Origin of the sequence: Burkholderia ubonensis subsp. mesacidophila (assembly GCF_002097715.1) — a bacterium.
Lineage (GTDB): Bacteria > Pseudomonadota > Gammaproteobacteria > Burkholderiales > Burkholderiaceae > Burkholderia > Burkholderia mesacidophila.
This window is the reverse complement of sequence record NZ_CP020737.1, coordinates 16,940-36,417: the sequence shown is the minus strand read 5'-3', so window position 1 is coordinate 36,417 and position 19,478 is coordinate 16,940. Positions and strand designations below refer to the sequence as shown.

18 protein-coding genes and 1 tRNA gene are annotated in these 19,478 nt (G+C 68.4%); 11 read left to right on the top strand and 8 right to left on the bottom strand.

Annotated elements, in window-relative coordinates; all coding sequences use genetic code 11:
• Positions 1-37: 37 nt before the first annotated feature.
• Together B7P44_RS00155 and B7P44_RS35830 are read left to right on the top strand one after the other, a co-directional pair.
• Positions 38-1,201, top strand: a complete 1,164-nt coding sequence (locus B7P44_RS00155) for a DUF4382 domain-containing protein (protein WP_084899333.1) — start codon at positions 38-40, stop codon at positions 1,199-1,201.
• An 80-nt stretch (positions 1,202-1,281) separates the two neighbouring features.
• Positions 1,282-1,443 carry a hypothetical protein gene (locus tag B7P44_RS35830; protein ID WP_088511389.1) on the top strand — a complete coding sequence of 54 codons (162 nt, stop codon included), beginning with the start codon at positions 1,282-1,284 and terminating at the stop codon, positions 1,441-1,443.
• A 76-nt stretch (positions 1,444-1,519) separates the two neighbouring features.
• Here the strand turns inward: B7P44_RS35830 and B7P44_RS00150 are convergent, their stop codons facing one another.
• Complete coding sequence (locus B7P44_RS00150; protein WP_084899331.1) at positions 1,520-1,876, bottom strand: hypothetical protein; 357 nt, start codon at positions 1,874-1,876, stop codon at positions 1,520-1,522.
• A gap of 199 nt (positions 1,877-2,075) precedes the next feature.
• On the opposite strand from B7P44_RS00150, the gene B7P44_RS00145 reads away from it, so the two are divergent.
• A complete protein-coding gene (locus B7P44_RS00145) occupies positions 2,076-3,281 on the top strand; it encodes an MFS transporter (protein ID WP_084899328.1) in 1,206 nt (401 codons plus the stop codon).
• A gap of 23 nt (positions 3,282-3,304) precedes the next feature.
• Here B7P44_RS00145 and B7P44_RS00140 read toward each other — a convergent pair whose 3' ends face one another.
• From B7P44_RS00140 to egtB, 4 genes are all read right to left on the bottom strand, one after another.
• Positions 3,305-3,559, bottom strand: a complete 255-nt coding sequence (locus tag B7P44_RS00140; RefSeq protein ID WP_084899326.1) for a hypothetical protein — start codon at positions 3,557-3,559, stop codon at positions 3,305-3,307.
• A gap of 53 nt (positions 3,560-3,612) precedes the next feature.
• Entirely contained in the window at positions 3,613-3,897 is a 285-nt protein-coding gene (locus tag B7P44_RS00135) for a hypothetical protein (RefSeq protein ID WP_084899323.1), read from the bottom strand.
• A gap of 151 nt (positions 3,898-4,048) precedes the next feature.
• Positions 4,049-5,056: an L-histidine N(alpha)-methyltransferase gene (egtD, locus tag B7P44_RS00130; protein WP_084899320.1), complete on the bottom strand. Its 1,008-nt coding sequence runs from the start codon at positions 5,054-5,056 to the stop codon at positions 4,049-4,051.
• Positions 5,040-6,272, bottom strand: coding sequence for an ergothioneine biosynthesis protein EgtB (gene egtB, locus B7P44_RS00125; RefSeq protein WP_084899318.1), 1,233 nt, complete (start codon positions 6,270-6,272; stop codon positions 5,040-5,042). Before egtB ends, egtD begins: the two co-directional genes overlap by 17 nt.
• A gap of 383 nt (positions 6,273-6,655) precedes the next feature.
• Between egtB and B7P44_RS00120 the strand changes: the two genes are divergently transcribed.
• Positions 6,656-7,123: a carboxymuconolactone decarboxylase family protein gene (locus tag B7P44_RS00120; RefSeq protein ID WP_084899315.1), complete on the top strand. Its 468-nt coding sequence runs from the start codon at positions 6,656-6,658 to the stop codon at positions 7,121-7,123.
• Entirely contained in the window at positions 7,120-8,007 is an 888-nt protein-coding gene (locus B7P44_RS00115; RefSeq protein WP_084899313.1) for a sigma-70 family RNA polymerase sigma factor, read from the top strand. Before B7P44_RS00120 ends, B7P44_RS00115 begins: the two co-directional genes overlap by 4 nt.
• Positions 8,008-8,022: 15 nt before the next feature.
• Here B7P44_RS00115 and B7P44_RS00110 read toward each other — a convergent pair whose 3' ends face one another.
• Positions 8,023-10,218, bottom strand: a complete 2,196-nt coding sequence (locus B7P44_RS00110; protein ID WP_231716633.1) for a PA5441 family protein — start codon at positions 10,216-10,218, stop codon at positions 8,023-8,025.
• Positions 10,219-10,413: 195 nt separating this feature from the next.
• Between B7P44_RS00110 and B7P44_RS00105 the strand changes: the two genes are divergently transcribed.
• Complete coding sequence (locus B7P44_RS00105) at positions 10,414-10,806, top strand: DUF7079 family protein (RefSeq protein WP_084899310.1); 393 nt, start codon at positions 10,414-10,416, stop codon at positions 10,804-10,806.
• An 18-nt stretch (positions 10,807-10,824) separates the two neighbouring features.
• On the opposite strand, the gene glmS is transcribed toward B7P44_RS00105, so the two are convergent.
• The gene (gene glmS / locus B7P44_RS00100; protein ID WP_084899307.1) at positions 10,825-12,642 is read right to left on the bottom strand and encodes a glutamine--fructose-6-phosphate transaminase (isomerizing); all 1,818 of its coding nucleotides are present in this window, start codon (positions 12,640-12,642) and stop codon (positions 10,825-10,827) included.
• A 1,769-nt stretch (positions 12,643-14,411) separates the two neighbouring features.
• Here glmS and wecB point away from each other — a divergent pair.
• Complete coding sequence (gene wecB, locus B7P44_RS00090) at positions 14,412-15,626, top strand: non-hydrolyzing UDP-N-acetylglucosamine 2-epimerase (protein ID WP_084899301.1); 1,215 nt, start codon at positions 14,412-14,414, stop codon at positions 15,624-15,626.
• 100 nt (positions 15,627-15,726) lie between these two features.
• Here the strand turns inward: wecB and B7P44_RS00085 are convergent.
• Positions 15,727-15,803, bottom strand: a tRNA-Val gene (locus B7P44_RS00085).
• 213 nt (positions 15,804-16,016) lie between these two features.
• Here B7P44_RS00085 and B7P44_RS00080 point away from each other — a divergent pair.
• From B7P44_RS00080 to B7P44_RS00065, 4 genes are all read left to right on the top strand, one after another.
• On the top strand, positions 16,017-17,348 hold the full coding sequence (locus B7P44_RS00080) for a glycosyltransferase family 87 protein (protein ID WP_084899298.1): 1,332 nt from the start codon (positions 16,017-16,019) through the stop codon (positions 17,346-17,348).
• Positions 17,349-17,805: 457 nt separating this feature from the next.
• The gene (locus B7P44_RS00075) at positions 17,806-18,054 is read left to right on the top strand and encodes a hypothetical protein (RefSeq protein WP_084899296.1); all 249 of its coding nucleotides are present in this window, start codon (positions 17,806-17,808) and stop codon (positions 18,052-18,054) included.
• Positions 18,055-18,104: 50 nt separating this feature from the next.
• Entirely contained in the window at positions 18,105-18,446 is a 342-nt protein-coding gene (locus B7P44_RS00070) for a hypothetical protein (RefSeq protein ID WP_084899293.1), read from the top strand.
• Positions 18,446-19,162 (top strand): hypothetical protein, encoded by a 717-nt coding sequence (locus B7P44_RS00065; RefSeq protein ID WP_084899291.1) that lies wholly within the window; start codon positions 18,446-18,448, stop codon positions 19,160-19,162. Before B7P44_RS00070 ends, B7P44_RS00065 begins: the two co-directional genes overlap by 1 nt.
• Positions 19,163-19,478: the final 316 nt, after the last annotated feature.

Below are 19,478 nucleotides of genomic sequence, written 5' to 3'. Positions count from 1 at the left end.
GGGCACCCACACAAGAAACGAAGGAAGGGAGTTCGTCATGAACAACTTGCTTAAGACGCTTGCCTGCGCATCCGTCTTTTCACTCGCGCTCGCCGGCTGCGGCGGCGGCGATGGCGGCGGCAGCCCCGGCGGGCAGACCGGCACGCTGCACGTCGCGATGACCGACGCGCCGTCGTGCGGCTTCGACCACGTGTTCGTCACCGTGTCGCAGGTGCGCGTCAACATGAACTCGAACGCCGGCGACAACGACGCCGGCTGGTCGACGGTCGCGCTGCCGGCGCAGCAGAAGATCGACCTGCTGTCGCTGACCAACGGCGCGCTCGCCGACCTCGGCCAGACCGCGCTGCCGGCGGGCCAGTACCAGCAGGTCCGCCTCGTGCTCGCGCCGAACCAGGGCAATACGCTCGCGAACTCGGTCGTGCCGACGGGCGGCGCCGAGCAGCCGCTCGAGACGCCCAGCGCGACGCAAAGCGGCATCAAGATCATCAGCCCGTTCACGGTCCAGCCGAACACGCTCGTCGATCTGGTGCTCGACTTCAATGCGTGCAAGTCGGTCGTGCAGCACGGCAACGGCTCGTATGCGCTGAAGCCGGTCGTGACCGCGACGCCGACCGTCGTGAGCGGCGCGATCTCGGGCTTCGTTTCGCCGACCGAAGCCGGCGCGACCGTATACGCGGAACAGGGCGGCAAGGTCGTGCGCGGCACGGTGGCCGACGGCACCGGCAAGTTCGTGCTGTCGCCGCTGGTCCAGAGCTCGACGCAGGGCAACTACGACGTCGTGATCGTGCAGCACAACGTCGCGTCGGGCGTCGTCCGCGCGGTGCCGGTCGTCGTGAACACGACCACGGCCGTGTCGACGTCGAACGTACCGATCGCACTGCCGGCCTCGACGATGAGCACGGTCAGCGGCACCGTGACCCCGACCGCGAACGCGCTGGTGCGCGCGCTGCAGTCGATCGATGCGGCTTCGTACGAGATCACGTCGGCGAACGCGAACCTGGATAACGGCGCGTACGCGCTGTCGGTGCCGACCGCCGCGCCGATCGTCGGCACGTTCACGGGTACGCTGCCGGTCGCGCTGGCTGCCGCGCCGAGCGCCGCGGGCCAGTACACGATCGAGGCGGATGCCGCGTCGGGTGCGACGCAATCAACGAGCGTCAACGCGACGACGAGCCAGGCGAACGTCAACTTCGCGTTCTGACGAAGGTGAAGCGCACGTCTTGACGATCTGGCCGGAGGGGGCCGCTGGCGGCCCTCTCCTTTTCGAATGGAGAGAACGAAGTGAAGAAAGCGGTAATCGCGCTGCTGGCGGCAGCCGGATTGTCGAGCGTACTGAGCGGATGCGCAGTGTATGTGCCGGACGCGCCGGTCGTGGTCGCGCCGCAGGGCGGCCCGGGCAACGGCTTCTGTCCGCCTGGGCAGGCCAAGAAAGGCCGCTGCTGAGCGTTTCGCGCAGCCATGAGAAAGGGCGCCTCGGGTTTCACCCGGGCGCCCTTTTTCGTTTGCGCGGACCGGACGCTTACAGCGTGTGGCCGAACGCGTTGTGCTTCGAGTGATGCGTATGCGAGGTCGCGTGCGCGGTGTGGCCGTGCACATGGCCCGGCTGCGCACCCGCGCGACCGGCGATCGTGTCGGAGCGGTCGGCTGCGCGCGCGAGGCCCTGGTCGCGGTCGCCGGACTTGTGGCCGTTCGAATTGGACATGGCCTCGCCGCTCATGTGGCCGCCCGACATACCGCCGGCGTGGCCGCCGGAGCCGCCCGCGCCCCCGCCATGACCGCCGCCACCGCCGTTACCGCCTGCCGCCGCGTGTGCCGAAACCGCGCCGAGCGCGAGAAGTGCCGCTGCGAGCGCGGGCAGGAAGCGTCGTTGTTTCATCTGTTGCTCCTTGGAGCGCATTGAGGTGATTGCATTGTACGAACGCGCCGATTCGCGACATGCTCACGTTGTAAATAATCGTAACTCGGGATACGGCGCACATTCATCAGACCAATTCACGCGTGCCGGCAGTTGAAACACCGTCCGCCCGGCGCGACACTCACCTGACCGCGCCCGCCCGGCGCATCGTGGAGATCCGATGGAATCGCCCACCACCGTCTCGTCCCGACCCGCGATCCCCCGCACCGTGTGGGCGCTGGGGTACGTCAGCCTGCTGATGGACCTGTCGTCGGAGCTCGTGCATGCGCTGCTGCCGGTGTACCTCGTGACGACGATGGGCATGAGCGTCGTCGCGCTCGGCGTGCTCGAAGGCGTGGCCGAATCGACCGCGCTGATCGTGCGGATCTTCTCGGGCGCGATCAGCGACTGGCTCGGCCGCCGCAAGGCGCTGCTGCTCGCCGGCTACGGGCTCGCCGCGCTGACGAAGCCGCTGTTCCCGCTCGCGCACGGGCCGGGCCTCGTGATCGCCGCGCGCCTCGTCGACCGCTTCGGCAAGGGCATCCGCGGCGCGCCGCGCGATGCGCTCGTCGCCGACGTCGCCCCGCCCGCGATACGCGGCGCGTGCTACGGGCTGCGGCAATCGATGGACACCGTCGGCGCGGTCGGCGGCCCGCTGCTCGCGATCGCGCTGATGTTCGCGTTCGCGGATCACATTCGCACGGTGCTGTGGTTTGCGTCGATCCCCGCGTTCGCGACGCTCGCCGTGCTGCTGCTCGGCGTGCGCGAGCCCGACACCGCGCAGGCGGGCCGCGCCAGCCCGTTCCGCTCGCCGCTCGACCGGCGCGCGCTGCGCGCGTTTTCGCGACGCTACTGGTTCATCGTCGCGATCGGCGCGACGTTCACGCTCGCGCGCTTCAGCGAGGCGTTCCTCGTGCTGCGCGCGCAGCAGACCGGGATGGACATCGCGTGGGTGCCGTCGGTGATGGTCGTGATGAGCCTTGCGTATACGCTGTCCGCGTATCCGGTCGGCGTCATGTCGGACCGGCTCGACCGGCGCGCACTGCTCGCGATCGGCATGGCGCTGCTGATCGGCGCCGACCTGCTGCTCGGCGCGCGCGCCGATGCCGCGACGGTGCTGACCGGCGTCGCGGTGTGGGGGCTGCACATGGGGTTCACGCAGGGGATACTCGCGGCGATGGTCGCCGATACCGCGCCGGCCGAATGGCGCGGCACCGCGTTCGGGCTGTTCAATCTCGCGAGCGGGGTCGCGATGCTGCTCGCCAGCGCGATCGCCGGATGGATCTGGCAGCGCTTCGGCGCGCCGGCGATGTTCTTCACCGGCGCGGCGATCGTGGTCGCGCCGCTGGCGATGTGCGCGTTCGCGCCGGGGCGGCCGGAACGCTGACGCGCACGGCGCGTTTGCCGTGCTTACTGCGCCGGTTGCATGCCCTGCGCGGCGGCCTTGCGTTGCGCCGCCTGCTCCTGCGCGTGCTGCTTGGCCAGGTGATGGCCGACGATGCAGCCGCCGACCGCACCCACCACCGCATGGTGGCCCGCGTAGTGGCCGGCGACCCCGCCCACGACCGCGCCCTTCATGCAGCCCGCCGCGTGCGCGCTGCCGATCGTCGCGAGCGCCACGCCGGCGGCGAGCGCCAGTTTCCCGATGTGTCGAATGGTGGTCATGCGATTCCTCCTCCTTGTTGTTGTGATCCGGCCTTGACGCCGGTGGTTACAGGTCAATCCCAGCGGCCGCGATCGCGCCATTCGCGTTCACGCCACTCATGCTCGCGCCATTCATGGCGGCGCCACTCGCGCTCCCGCCATTCGCGGGCGCGCCAGTCGTCGTAACGATAGCCGACCGGCGCGTACGTGACGGGCGGCGCGACGTACACCGGGGGCGGGGGCGCATAGACGCCCGGCACGCCGATGCCGACCGCGACGTCGACGTGAGCCGATGCAACGCCCGAGGCTGCCAGCGCTGCGACACCGAGAACGGCACCGAGGAGAAGTTTCCTGTTCATCCCGAGACTCCCTGCACTTGACGTGCTTCCAGTGAATACGGTTCGGAGTGTAGGCGTGCGGCACCGATACAGGTGCTACGGGTCTGCGAGACTGGTAACGGGTGTTTACGGTCGCCGCGAAGCGTTGCGCAACGCGCTGCGCGGCGCATCGTCACGCGCGAATGTCGCCCGGGCTGCGCAGCCAGTGCACGCTGAACAGGCGCGCGTCGTCGGTCCACACCGCATCGGGCTCGAAGCCCGCGCGCCGCGCGATCGCGTGAAAACCGTCGATGGTGAACTTGTACGAGTTCTCCGTATGGATCCGCTCGCCGGCGTCGAAGCGGAACGTGCGGCCGCATACGCGCACGGTCTGCGCGCGCCCGCTGACGAGATGCATTTCGATGCGCTGCCGTTGCGGATCGTAGAACGCGTGATGCGTGAAGCCGTCGAGATCGAAATCCGCGCCGAGCTCGGCGTTCGCGCGCGCGAGCAGGTTCAGGTTGAACTCCGCGGTCACGCCCTGCGCGTCGTTGTACGCGCGATGCAGCGTGGCTTCGTCCTTCACGAGATCGGCGCCGACCAGCAAGGCGCCGCCGCGCAGCAGCCGCGCCGCGTCGCGCAGGAACGCGTCGGCTTCGTCCGGCGAGAAATTGCCGATCGTCGAGCCGGGAAAGAAGCCGATGCGGCGGCGCGACGAGGCCGCCAGCGCGACGAGCTGCTCGGCCTTCGTGTAGTCGGCGGCGATCGGCGCGACGTCGAGCCACGGATACGCGGCGCGCAGGCGCGCGGCCGCCTCGTGCAGGTAGTCCGCGGAAATGTCGACCGGCACGTAGCGCGCGGGCGCGCGTTCCGCGGAAAACGCATCGAGCAGGATGCGGATCTTCGCGAGCGAGCCCGCGCCGAACTCGACGATGTCCGCATGCGGGCCGACGCGCCGCACGATCTCCGTCGCGTGCGCGCGCAGGATGCCGAGCTCGGTGCGCGTCGGGTAGTACTCCGGCAGCGCGCAGATGCGGTCGAACAGCACGGAGCCGGCCGCGTCGTAGAAGTACTTCGGCGGGATGCTGCGCGGCCGGCGCGACAGCCCGTCGATCAGGTCGCGCTCGAATGCGACGGGCCGCGGATCGCGGGCGGATTGCAGGCCACCGCTCGTGGCCGCCAGGTCAGACGTCTCGCGCAAGTCGGACTCCCGTGAACTGCCAGCGCGCGGCCGGCGGAAAGAAGTTGCGGTACGTCGGCCGCGCGTGGCCCGGCGGCGTCGCGATGCTGCTGCCGCGCAGGACCAGCTGGCCGACCATGAACTTGCCGTTGTATTCGGCCGCGATGCCCGCGAGCGGCCGGAAACCCGGATACGGGTCGTAGGACGAGCGCGTCCATTGCCACACGTGTCCCGTCATCTGCCGCACGCCATCCGCGCCGTATGCGGCTTCCCATTCGAATTCGGTCGGCAGCCGCGCGCCCGCCCACTCCGCATACGCGGCCGCTTCATAGAAGCTCAGGTGGCACACCGGCGCGGCGGGCGCGAGCGGCTCGACGCCGTGCAGTCCGAACGCGCGCGATGCGCGGTGCGGCACATCGTGCGGCGCCGCTTCGGCGTCGTCGTCGAGCCAATACGCGGGCGCGCGCCAGCCGTCGCGCTGGACCGTCGCCCAGCCGTCCGACAGCCAGAACTCGGGGCGCGCGTAACCGCCGTCGGCGACGAACGCGGCGAACTCCGCATTGGTCACGAGGCGATCCGCGATCTCGTACGGCTGCACGAGCGCAGTGTGACGCGGCCGTTCGTTGTCGAACGAAAAACCGTTGCCGTCGTGGCCGATCTCGACGAGCCCGCCCGGCTGGCGCAGCCACCGCAGCGCGCCGGCCGCTGCGTGCGGATCGACGTCGCTCGCGCCGTCGCGCGGCCGGAACGCCGGCCGCAGCGGATTGCACGAGAACGCATGCAGCATGTCCGTGACGATCAGCTCCTGGTGCTGCTGCTCGTGCTGCAGCCCGAGCTCGATCTCCGGCGCGATCGCTTCCAGCATCGCCACATCCGCGAGCTCGATCGCCTTCAGCATCGCTTCGTCGACGTAATGACGATACGCGCGCACCTCGTCGAGCGACGGACGCGTCAGCAGCCCGCGTTGCGGCCGCGGATGGCGTGGGCCGAGTGATTCGTAGTAGGAATTGAAGAGAAAACGGTACGCGTCGTCGAACGGCGCATATCCCGCGACGCGGCGCGACAGCACGACCGTCTCGAAGAACCACGTCGTGTGTGCGAGATGCCACTTGGCCGGGCTCGCGTCGGGCATCGACTGCACGGCCTGGTCTTCGGCGGACAGCGTCGCGGTCAGTTCGATGCTGTGCGCACGAACGCCGCGGTAGCGGCGCTGAAGCTGGGATGCAAGGAGGCTCATCGGTTGACCGTCCACGTCGCGATTAGCTGCGTTGCCGGAAAGGGAAGCCCCGCGCTCGGTGCGCGCGACTGACGTGCGACCTTCGATGCTGCGACGGGCGGGACCACTGATGCGGCGTCGATTCGTCCGCCCGTGCAGAGCAGTATGGCCCAGAAATGTGAATGTCGCGACCCGCGATTGGAATGAAACGGCGACGCAAGAGGAATGAAAGCCTTCGTCGTTGCGACGCTTGCGTGCGCATCCGGTTGCCGGCGGCCCGATCGACGTAATCGTCGGAAGATCAGCGCTCGCACGCACGCCGCAAAAAAATTTTGCGCGCATGTCACACACGCGGGGGGCTCGCTCGTCATGTCATCGGAACCCACACACAAGGAGATGGAACCATGACTGCCAAACTCGACCCGTTCGCCGCCGCCCCGTCGCTGATGAAGCACTGGATGAGCACGTCGATCGCCGCTGCAGCGAGCCTCGAGCCGACGCTGATCGAGCTGGTCAAGGTCCGCGCATCGCAGATCAACGCGTGCGCGAACTGCATTAACATGCATACCGCCGAAGCGCGCGCGAACGGCGAGACCGAGCAACGTGTGTACCTGCTGTCCGCGTGGCGCGAAGCGCCCTGCTACACCGAGCGCGAACGCGCGGCGCTCGGCTGGACCGATGCGCTCACGCGGCTCTCCGAAGGCCACACGCACGAGCACGCGTACGCGACGCTGAACGACCACTTTACGCAGGAGGAACAGGTGAAGCTCACGCTGATGATCAACGTGATCAACGGCTGGAACCGGCTCGCCGTCGGCTTCGGCATGTGGGTCGACCCGTCTGCCGCGAACGCGGCGCAGGCCGCGGCATGACGCCGGAGCGCGATCCCGCCGCCGCAGCAGAAACAGCAGACGCAACGGACGCAGCGGCGAGCTTCGACCCGCTGCGCCGCCTGCTCGTGCGCGTCGCCTACCGGATGCTCGGCTCGGTCGCCGATGCCGAGGACATCGTGCAGGAGGCGTTCATCCGCTGGATGGACGTCGACCGCAGCGAGGTGCGCGTGCCCGAGGCGTTCCTGCGCCGGATGGTGATGCGGCTGTGCCTCGACCAGCTGAAGTCCGCGCGGCACCAGCGCGAGACCTACGTCGGCCCGTGGCTACCCGAGCCGGTGGTCGAAGAGGACGAGCAGGAGGACGTCACGCTGCCGCTGATGCTCGCGCTCGAGCGCCTGTCGCCGCTGGAGCGCGCGGCGTTCCTGCTGCACGACGTGTTCGGCCTCGAGTTCGACGAAGTGGCCGCGACCATCCGGCGCGAGCCGGCTGCGTGCCGGCAGCTCGCCGCGCGGGCGCGCACCCATGTGCGCGAAGCGCGGCCGCGCTTTCACGTGGAGAAGCAGCGCGGCGTCGAGATCGCCGAGGCGTTCTTCGCCGCGTCGCGCAGCGGCGACATGCGCGCGCTCGGCGCGCTGCTCGCCGAGGACGTGAGCCTGCATGCGGACGGCGGCGGCAAGCGGTCGGCGGCCGGCCAGCCGGTGTTCGGCTTCGAGCGCGTGATGAAGGTCCATGAATATCTCGCGGAGCTGTTCCGCAAGAACGCGTCGACGCTCGTGCGCGCGGGCTTCATCAACGGGCTGCCGGGCTTCGTCACGCTGGAGGCCGACGGCGAGCTGCAGACCACCGCGCTCGAGATCGAGGACGGCAAGGTCGCGGCGATCTACGTGGTCCGCAACCCGGACAAGCTGCGGCATCTGCATTGAGGCCGCAGCGGTGCGTCACCAGTAGTACTGCAGCGACTGCGCCCACTGGCTGCGCGGATACGCGGCCTTCAGCGTCCTGAACCACTGCTTGCGCGTGCGGGTCGGAATGTCGTTGCCGCCGCACTCGCTGTAGCCCGCCGGCGCGAAGCAGCTCACCGCGCGATACAGCGCATACGCGCGATCGTTGGCCGGCGCCTGCGCGTTGCCGATCACTTTCCGGTAACTGTCGATCCGCGCGTAGGCGCCGCCCTGGAACTGCGACGGCGCGCTGCCGAGCGACGGCGGCGCTTGCTTCGACGTCGCCAGGCGCGGGTCCGCGGGCGATCGCCCGAACGACGAGGCGTCGTCGCCGTAGACGGGCGGATGGCGCCGCACGAATTCGGCGACGCAATTGTGTCCCTTCGGATCGCCCGGCGTCCGCTTCAGCGTCGCGGCGATGTCGCGGATCGACGGACACGCGTACTCGCCGTCGCTGACGCCGCCCGTCTGCACAAAGGCCTTCAACGCGTCCGACGGCTTGGCCGGCACGAGCGCCAGGTCGTCGAGGAACGCCGCGTAGTGGCCGCGCGTCAGTTCCTTGTACAGCAGCGTGGCCAGTGCGATCTCGCGCAGCGCAGCGTCGCCCGAGCGGTTCTGCGCTTCGCGGCGCAGCAGGTCCGCGTCGGCGTCGTGCTGCAGCACGATCGACCGGATTGCCGGGCTGCGGATCAGCGAGCCTGCCGCGAACATCGGCGCGATCTGCCCTGCCCGCTCCAGGTTGATCGCGAGCGCGAGCTCCAGCGCTTCGCGCTGCAGCGGATACTTCGCGAGCGGGATCAACCGTTCCCACAGCTGCCGGGCCTGCGCGGGCTGGCCGGTGTCCTCGAGCGCGAAGCCGCGCAGCGTCTGCTGGCTGAGCGCGAGGTAGTCGAGCGACGCGCCGGGCGACGCCGGCAGCAGCGCGAGCGCCTGCTGCGGCTGCTTGTCGACATAGACGTGGTACGTCGCCAGCAGGTAGTCGTGCAGCGCCGGCGCGGCGGCGAAGCGCGGCTTCTGCGCGCGCAGTTCGCTCAGCGTCAGTGGCTTCGGCTTGCGGTCGGTCCAGTACACCATGTCCGCGGACCGCATGTTCATCAGGTCGACGAGCGCGAGCACGGCGGGCGACTGAATGCGGCTCGTGTCGTCGCCGAGCGACATCAGCATCTTGCTGTCGAGCTCGTTCGCGAGCTGGCCGAGCGGGACGTTCGACGCGGCCGGCGACCAGGCGGCGAACGCCTTGTCGTAGACGGCGGCCTGCCGCGCCGTGTCGCCGCCAAGCCACGCGATGCGCCGCTGCAGGCCGAGCGCGGACGGCGCGTAGCGGCCGTGCGGATACGCGTTCAGATAATCGCGGAACGCAGTGTCGGCCGCGTTGAGCGCAGCCTTGTCGACGCGGTCGGGGTGCATCGCGTCATTATCGGGGCCGAACGCCTGGGCCTGCGCGACGTTGAGCTGCGCGCGGCCGACCATGTACAGCGCGGCTTCCTTCAGCCACGGATCGGCGCTGTTGCGCAGGCCGCCGAAGATCTCGGCCGCATCGGCGAAGTCGCTCGCGTAGAACGCGTGCGCGCCGTCGAGGTACGCGGCGAACTGCTGGCCGAGCGGCGACTGCAGGCCGGCCGGCTTCGCCCAGCCTGCCCCGTTCGCGCACGGCGCGCAGGCTTTCACCATGTCCGCGCGCGCCGCACGCAGGCGTGTCGCGTCGTCGCCCGGCAGCCCCTTCGCGGCGCTCAGTGCTTCGTTGAACGCCCGGGTGCCCGACGACGCGCTGCGGCAGAGGCCGCCCTCGCCGTCCGCGTAGGCGTCGGATTCCGCGCCGTCGGCGAGCTGCATCGTCATCACCTTCTGGCCGATGTCGATCCATCCCGAGAAGTCGTACGAGAACGGCACCGCGAGCCGCGACGCGCGGTCCGCCGGCGCGACCGAGGCCGGATTCGGGAATACGTCGCCCAGCTTGCTGCTGTCGGCCATCAGCAGCATTGCGTTGATCCGCGTGTCGTTGGCCGGGCTCAGGAACGGCACGCCCGCGCACGTGTACGCGTCGTAGCGCAGCGTCGCGCCGGGGTCGCAGCCGAAGTCGCCGCTCGCGTGGGCGGCGGCCGCGGGCAGCAGGCTCGCGACCAGTGTTGCGATGGCACGCTTCGGCCGCCATGCGGCGATGCGATTGGAAGTCTTGGTATGGATCTCGGCCATGCTTGGCGTGCTCTCAGTCGGGCGCGAAGCGCGTTGTTGTTCTGTTGCACCCGCGATCGAGCGGCAGGCGGCGCGGCCGCTGCATCGGGCGCCTGATTCTAGCAGCCCGTCATTGCAGCAAGACGGTTGACGAAGCCCGTTGGGAGCCTCAAGAATGGCCGCACCAAAGGCTTTCGACAGGATGCTGCACGCAGCATGACAACCGCACTCGACCTCCGCGAACGGCACGCCTGCTGGGTCGTGATGTCCGACCTGTTCGTCGACAACGAAGTCGATTACGCGTATATCGCCGCGTCGCTGCGCAAGCGCTGCCCGAACCTGTCGCGCGCCGCGCTGGAAGCGGCGTTCTTCGACGAAGTCGCGCCGGTGCTGGGCAGCAACCTGCTGACGCCCGTTCCGCCCGTGTGGCTCGCGTTCGTCGACGAAGACGTGATCCGCGAGATCTCCGCCTGGCTCGACCAGCAGCGGACGTCCGCATTCAGCCGCTTCGAGGCCCGCTGCCGACGCGCGATCTGCCGCCGCCGATTCATCTTCCGCAGCATCTGGCGTCAACTCGATCGCGAGCTGACGGCGTTGCGCGCAACGTAACGCCGGCCGCCCTCCCCGTCATTCCACCGTCACCGACTTCGCGAGATTCCTCGGCTTGTCGATATCCGCGCCGCGCACGCACGCCGCGTGATACGCGAGCAGCTGCAGCGGCACGGCGTGCAGGATCGGCGACAGCAGCCCGTAGTAGTCCGGCATCCTCAGCACCGACACGCCGTCGCCGTTGTCGATCCGCGTATCGGCATCCGCGAACACGTACAGCTGCCCGCCGCGCGCCCTCACCTCCTGCATGTTCGATTTCAGCTTCTCGAGCAGCGTGTCGTTCGGCGCGATCGTCGCGACCGGCATCGTGTGCGTGACGAGCGCGAGCGGCCCATGCTTCAGCTCGCCCGCCGGATACGCCTCGGCATGGATGTACGAGATCTCCTTCAGCTTCAGCGCGCCTTCGAGCGCGATCGGATAATGCAGCCCGCGCCCGAGGAACAGCGCGTTCTCGTGGCGCGCGAATTCCTCCGCCCAGCGTTCGATCTGCGGCTCGAGCGCGAGCACGTCGGCGAGCGCGTCGGGCAAGCGCCGCAGCTGCGTCGCATAGCGCGCGAGCTGCGCGTCGTCGACGCAGCCGCGCAGCCGCCCGAGCGTGACCGACAGGATGAACAGCGCGACGAGCTGCGTCGTGAACGCCTTCGTCGACGCGACGCCGATCTCCGGGCCCGCGCGCGTGAGGAAGCGCAGGCTGGTCTGCCGCATCATCGCGCTGGTCGGCACGTTGCAGATCGCGAGCGTGTCCGGATGCCCGAGCGACTGCGCGTACTTGAGCGCCGCGAGCGTGTCGGCCGTCTCGCCCGATTGCGACACGACGACCACCAGCGTGTTCGGCAGCGCGAGCGCGTCGCTGTAGCGGTATTCGCTTGCGATCTCGACCTGCGCGGGCAGTCGCGCGATCGTCTCCAGCCAGCGCCGCGCGGTGAGCCCCGAATAATGGCTCGTGCCGCACGCGAGGATCAGCACGTTGTCGATCTGCTCGAAGATGCGCCGCGCGTCCGGCCCGAACACCGCCGGATCGAACAGGCCCGCATCGGGAATCGTCGCCGCGACCGCGTACGGCTGCTCGAAGATCTCCTTCTGCATGAAGTGACGATACGGGCCGAGCTCGACCACGCCGTCGCCCGACGTCACCGTCTGCACCGGGCGCTCGACCTGCACGCCGTTGCGATCGAAGATCCGTGCGTGGCCGGCCGTCAACTCGACGATGTCGCCTTCCTCGAGGAAGATGAAGCGGTCGGTGATGCCGGCGAGCGCGAGCGCGTCCGACGCGACGAAGCACTCGCCGTCCTTAAGCCCGACCACGAGCGGCGAGCCGACTCGCGCGCCGACGAGCCGCTGCGGCTCGGACTTGCTGAACACCGCGATCGCATACGCGCCGTGCAGCTGCGAGGTCGCGTCGCGCACGGCCGCGAGCAGGTCGCCGCGGTATTTGCTGTGGATCAGGTGCGCGACGACCTCGGTGTCGGTCTGGCCGTCGAATTCGTAATGCTCGCCTGACAGTTGCGAGCGCAACGATTCGTGATTCTCGATGATGCCGTTGTGCACGAGCGCGATCTCGTCGCGCGAGAAGATCGGGTGCGCGTTGCAGGTCGCCGGCGCGCCATGCGTCGCCCAGCGCGTGTGCGCGATGCCCGTGCTGCCGGCAAGCCCGGCGCTCACGACGTGTGCTTCGAGATCCGCGACGCGCGACACGCTGCGTTCGCGTCGCGCCGTGCCGTCGACGACGGTCGCGACGCCGCACGAGTCGTAGCCCCGGTATTCGAGGCGGCGTAAGCCTTCGATCAGAATCGGAACGATGTTCCGTTGCGCGACCGCGCCGACGATCCCACACATGACGCGTTACCTCCAGTGAAGTGAGCGGTGCCGCGCGCACGCACGCTCGGCGCGCGGGCGAAACGATTCGGGATGACGGCCGCGGCCGTCGTGATGCCGGCGCCCCGCGGCGCGACGCACTCGTACGGTGCGCGTCAGCGAGCCGGCCGGCGTCGGATAGAAAGCGCAGGGTGACGGCGGCGGAGCGGTCGGGGCCAGCGACACCAGGTGCGCCAGCACGCTGCACGGCAGGGGCCGGCCCGGTGTGCGACACGCGTGTGCGCCGCGCGCACGGCCGCTCGCATGCAGGGCCGCGCGCCGGCCGGGCGGGGCCCGCGTCACGATGCGACGAGCGCCGCCTCCGTGCTGACTCGCATTGCGGCGCGGTGCAGCGGGTTCGCGAAGGTGGCCATCGTCGTCGACGGGCGGCGCAGACGAATCGACGGAAGCGGCGAGGGCGCGCGGCGCGCTTGACGCGCACGCACGAGAAAGCCGGTCGCAACAAATCGCGCCCGCGACGACGTGCAAGCCCGACGGCCAGGCCGGCAGCGGGCAGGGCGACGCACGCAGGAAGCGGTTGGGGCAACGCGGCAGCGCACGCACGTTGCGCGCGCAGACGAGCAGCGCCGCGAGCCACAGCCACGCGGCGGAATACGGCGGCGGGAAGACGAAATCGCGGCAGGCCGGACACGGCAGCGCCGCATCGTATGCGGCGAGCGTGCAGGCAAGCGCGACCAGCAACACGTCGTCGACGCAGAACGAACCCGCCCGACAGTCCTTCATCGTTCATCCCCGTGTCCGCGCCGGGATCGCCGTCGCTGACGTACAGGATTCAACGGGAGCCGGCGGAGGGCGCATCGATCCGCTGCGCCGCTTCCCGCGCGCGGCGCCGCCGATGCCGACCTCTCACACCGCCCCCCGGCCTCGTGTCAGTCGCATTCAACCGTCCCGGTATTTGCAGCGTGTCGTTCAAGCGTCGGGACGGCGCACACCTCACCGGAAGCAAAGGCCGAGCCATCGTGCGGCGCACCCCGTCCGGCAAGGTGGGATCGCGTGTCGGCCGGGGCCCGGGGCACGCGGCCGACAGGTTTTTGATTCATCGGCGTATCAGCCGTCTGCAGCGCGCGAGGGACGTCCTTTGCGACAGCGCATCCGCCGGGCCTCACGCCGTCACCGCGCCTTGTGTGCATGCGCGCAGTTGCCGCGAGACGGCCGCAGCAAGGGCGCCGGATGCCCGTTTCACGGACGCAACGTTTCGCTTCGGACGTGCAACGCCCGTGCGGGCATGGGGGAAACTCCCCATGCGTGCGCAACGGTCGCCGATGCATGCGGCTTGCGCTCCGCACGGCCCGCAAGCCGCGTCTCGCGCATTGCCGCAGGCGGCGGACACGCGTTGATCGCCGCGGCGCGCATGTCGGGCGGGCGCCGCGTCTCGTATCACGTACGTAACGTTCCGTTACGGCCGATCGGCTGCCGAGCACACCGTGCGACGCGACCGCCCAATGCGGCGCGGCTGGTTTGAAACTTGCAGCACGCCACATACCACCGCGCTCGCTCGCGCGGCGCGGCGATCCATTCAGCCGGCGGAACCCACGGCATGACGAGGTACGACACATGACATGACTTGCCGCTCGCCATGAGATGGCGGGTACGAGGACGCTTCGCCAATGCATGCCCCCACGACGAAACGATCCCCGGCCATGACGCAGCGCGGCTGCGTTGCGCCGCCGATTCACGCGCGGGACAGACTCCCGCGCCAGGACGAATCAGGGAGCGATTCGAGGTTCGACATGCGGAAATTCCTGTTTGTGCTCGGCTCACGTCAAGAGGCGGCCGGGCTGGCGCCGCTCGTGCGCGCGCTGAAGGCTCACGGCAATATCGACGCGAAGGTCTGCGTCACGGTGCGACGGCGCGAGACGTTCGACCCGCTGCTCGCACTGTTCGACATCACGCCCGACTACGTGCTCAACCTGACGGACGCGGGGCACGTGCAGGCCGACGCGACGTCGGGCCTGCTGCATGCGGTCGGCGACCTGTTCGACCGGCTGCATCCGGATGCCGTGGTGGTCTACGGCGACACGATCACGACGCTGATGGTCAGCCTCGCGGCGTTCTACCGTTACCTGCCGGTCGCGCACGTCGAGGCGGGCCTGCGCAGCGGCGACATCTGGTCGCCGTGGCCCGAGGAGCTGAACCGCCGCATCACCGATGCGGTGTCGACCTGGCATTTCGCGCCGACCGAGCGCGCGCGCCGCAACCTGTTCAGCGAGGGCGTGCCGGCCGACAGCGTCGTGCTGAGCGGCGACACGCTGATCGACGCGCTGCAGGGCGTGCGGCGCATCCTCGAACGCGACGAGGCGTTCGCGCGCACGATCGTCGAGCGCTATCCGTTCGTCGCCGGCGACGCCCGCATCGTGCTGGTGTCCGGCCATCATTTCTACGGCGGCGACGTGCGCGCGTGCTTCGGGCATGCGCTGCGCCTCCTCGCGAGCCGTCATCGCGACGTGCGGTTCGTCTATGCGCTGCACGGCGAATCGGGCGTCGACGAGCCGATGTGCGCGCTGCTCGAGGGCATCGCGAACCTGCACGTGATCGAGCCGCCCGCGTACCTGTCGTTCGTGTTCCTGATGTCGCGCGCGCACTTCATCATCACCGACTCGTGCGGCATCCAGGAGGAGGCACCGGCGCTCGGCAAGCCGGTGCTCGTCACGCGCGACACGTGCGAGCGCCCGGAAGCCGTCCAGGCCGGCAATGCGCGGCTCGTCGGCACGGACGCGGAGCGTCTCGTGGAAGAAGCGTCGCGCCTGATCGGCAGCGACAGCGCGTACGACGAGATGGCGCACGCGAGCAATCCGTACGGCGACGGCCATGCGTGCGAGCGGATCGTGCCCGCGCTGCTGAGCCGGCCGCATGCGGCGCCGAACATCGTGAACTACGGAATGGGATCGGGAGAGATGCCGTTCAATGCGCTGGCGCTGGGACTGCATGCGCTGCGCTCGGCCTAAAAGAAAAACGCCGCGCGGACTTGCCGCGCGGCGTCTGATCGTTTGGCGAGCTGCGTTGCCTGTGGGCAATGCACGCTGCCGGACCCCTTCTATTGTGCGTTGGTAGGCTCGATTGGACTCGAACCAACGACCCCCACCATGTCAAGGTGGTGCTCTAACCAGCTGAGCTACGAGCCTACTGAAGCGGCGAATTATAGAGAGGGTTGTTGCAGAGCACAAGCGTTTTGATGCAATTTTTTTATTCGGTGTGTGCGGGGTGATGGAGAGTCGCGTGCGCCAAGGGTAAGCGAGGCGAGTGTTGGCGCGTTGCTTCCGATAAGATGGGCCGCTGATCGAGGTACGGCTTCGTCCCGAAGCGTTCGGGCGAGCCGATCGACCGGAGGCGCACGCATGCAGACCTCACCCGAACCCGATGCCGATGCCGATGCCGCCACGCCCGGCCGCTGGCTCACGCGCGACCGCGTGATGTTCTATGCCGGCATCGTGCTGCTCGCCGACCTGGTGTTCCTGTTCATCCGCGCGTGGGGCGCGTACGTGCTGCACCACCCGTATTTCGCGGCGCTTGGCGGGGATTTTGCGGTGTTCTGGAGCGCGTCATCGCTGTCGATCCAGCACGGCGCCGCGAGCGCGTTTGACTGGATGTCGCTCGCGCGCGTGGCACTGCCGCTGCAGGGCTTCGCGTCGGATGCCGCCGTGCTCCCGACGCCGTGGGTCTATCCGCCGCCGTTCCTGCTCGTCGTCCGGCCGCTCGCGTGGCTCCCGTTTGCCTGGTCGTACATCGTGTTCCTGTTCGCCGGGCTCGCGCTTGCCGCGTGGTCGTGCGCGCGGATTGTCGAAGCGCGCGCGCCGGCCGCGTTCTGGTTCGTCGCGCTTGCGTTTCCCGCCGCGTGGATCGCCGGCGCGGCCGGCCAGAATTCGTTCCTGACGGCGGCGCTGATGGGCTTCGGGCTCGCCGCGCTGCGCCGCCGGCCCGGACTCGCTGGCGTGTGCTTCGGGTTGCTCGCGATCAAGCCGCAGCTCGCGATCGCGATTCCCGTCGCATTGCTCTGCGGCCGGCAGTGGCGCGCGTTCGCGGCCGCGGCCCTCACCGCGGGCGTGTTTTGCATGGTGGCGGGCGCGCTGCTCGGCTTCGACACGTATGCGCGGTTCTTCGATTCGGTCTCCGCGTTCGGCGCGTATATCGTCGATCGTGCGGCGATGTGGCCGACCGGGATGCCGACCGTGTTCGGCGCCGCGCGGCGCGCCGGCCTCGCGCCCGAGCACGCGTATGCGCTGCACGGCGCTGTCGCGACGCTTGCGATCGCCGCCGTGGCCACGTTGTGGGTCAAGCCTGCGCGCCATGAATTGCGCGCCGCGGCGCTCGCGGCGGCGAGCCTGATAGGTCCGCCTTATCTGCTGTCCTACGACTTCGTATGGCTCGCGCTGCCGCTGCTGTATCTATGGAAGGACGGCGCGCGTCACGGCTGGCGGCACGGCGATGTGCCGGTGATGGTCGCCGCGTGGGTGTCGCCCGTGCTCTTCTTCCTGCCCGCGGGCTGGCAGGCCGGCAACCTGATGCCGGTGGTGATGCTCGCGCTGCTCGCGGTGATCGTCAGGCGGACCGGCGTTGCCGGCGGCGTCGAGCCGGCAGACGGAAACGGCGTGCCGCGCGCGACGCGGATGGCCGCGCGCACAGGAAAACGCGTCAGGGCCGTCGAGTTATCCACATTTCCCTCTGGATAACCGTCTCGCAAGCCTTTGGACTCACAGTGGAACGATTGAGGATATCTGTGCGGTCTGTGCAACGCTCCAAAAGTTGTTCTGTGCTTCACAGAGCTGTGCAGGTGAATTTCGTGCGGTTATGAATTTCACATCGCGTTGATTTTTCAGTGGCTTTGGGGAGTTATCCACAGGATGGCGCCGGGCTTGTTAACTACTACTACGTTTGTATACATATCCAGTCAAAACCATTGGAGAACCACAGGGCGGTGACTGTGATCGGTGCACAAACGACGTGAAATGCTGTGGTCCCGGGAAGGAAACCTCGGCAGACCGCCTCCGCGAGCGGTGCGAATTCCTCTGTAGAATCGCGCACATCAACGCTGCGGGCTCTCTTCCCCGTGACGCTCGCAACAGTGTTTACTCATGATCCGACGCAGGGGAATCTGAGCCTCGGATTTCGTATTAGCGAGAACACGCAATGACGGCACAAGCCCGACAACTGGATGGGCTCGATATCGACGACCTGATGCGTCGTCTGCAACGCAACTCCGAAGGCATCGTCCTGGAGCAGCAGGTGTCGATACCGGAAGCCGACGTCCTCTGTTGCCGCTACAAAGGCGAGCGCTTCAACGTGAAATTCGATCTCGATTACGGGGTGTTCGTCGACCGGATCGGCACGCTGTCGGACAGCGACATGTCCGACATCGTCCGGTTGCTCGTCGCGTGACCTTGGCGCTTCGCCGACTCATGTTCAACACGCTCGAAAAGGGGACGTAGATGTCGTCAGTCAATTGCTCGGTACATGGCAGCGCCAGCGGCATCCATCTGACGCGCGCCGCGGCCGCGCTGCTCTACGGCGATCGCGACGAGTGGGCGGCCGGCAGCCGGCTCGTCGAGCTGACGCTCGATGACGACGGCATCGAATGGTTGTGTTTCATCCTCGAATCGGACGGGCCGACGGTCGTCGAGCTGGGTGCGGTGCGTGATGCCGACGGGAACTACCGCATCACCGACGAGGATGCGGCATGGGCCGCGCTCGATCTGATGACGGCGACGTGCCACGGCTGCCTGACGGAAATGAAGCAAGCGCAGGATGACGCGCGCAACGGACGCAGGTAATGGGGCCGGTGCTTTGTCATCGGCACGGGTTCCGGTTCTTCAGGCGCGCGTCGACCGGGATCGGCGCGCGCATCCGGACGCGCGGGCGGTTCGCGCCCGGCGAACTGGTCAAGGTGTCGCTCGACCGGCCGAAGGGCAGCAAGATTGCGTGGATGCTGCGTGCGGATCTGGACGCGCATCAGGTCGACGCGAAGTATGTCGACAACGTCGCGCATGTGACGGCATTTCCGCAGATCGCCGCGCTCGAGCGCGCGTGGACGCCTGTCTGCCCGGCGTGCCTGGACGAGCTGCTGGTGAGGTCCGGTGAAGTGCCGGATTCACCGACGTCGGACGCGCAGGCGTTCGATACGGCGATCGTGGCCGAAGGCGTGACGTGCAGCGGATCGCTCGCGCAGTGCGAACTGCACGGGTTGATCGTTCCGACGCGATCGTCGCCGGACATCGAGGAGGCAATCCTGACGATCGGCGTGCTGCGCGAGGTTCGCGTGGTTCGGGTCGTCGATGCTTCGGTGGCGCATGAACCCGTGTACTGGTTCGATGAAGCGTTTCTTCGGAACGTCTTCGGGCCTGGCATCGAGATCGTCGAATCGACGTTCCGGCTGGAAAGCCGAGAGGCCTTCGTGAAGCTCTGGAATGAGGGGGAGCGGGTTTGTCCGGTCTGCTTGCGGGAAGTGTTGCTGCGTAGCGGTGTGGTTGGCGCCGAAAAGCCGGCGTGAAGGGCGTGCGACGACGATGACATCCTCGTTCATGACACCGGCGCCGTTGTGTGCCGATCTTCATCTTTCGGTGATCGGGCTGGGGCCATATATCAAACACACGGCCTGCCCGGATCCTCATTACGGATGGCATGACGAGTGTTTCTGCGAGCTGCATCGGCATCTGCTGGTTGGCGGGCGGACCAGGCTGCCGAAGCCGTGACGTGGGTTGTGAATATCCGGTAGTAAAAGGGGATGAAAATGCTGTGCCGGATACTTGCGGATGAGCGTGGTTATGGACGCGCAGAGAGCACGCCGAGTCGTTTCGCATGGTGTG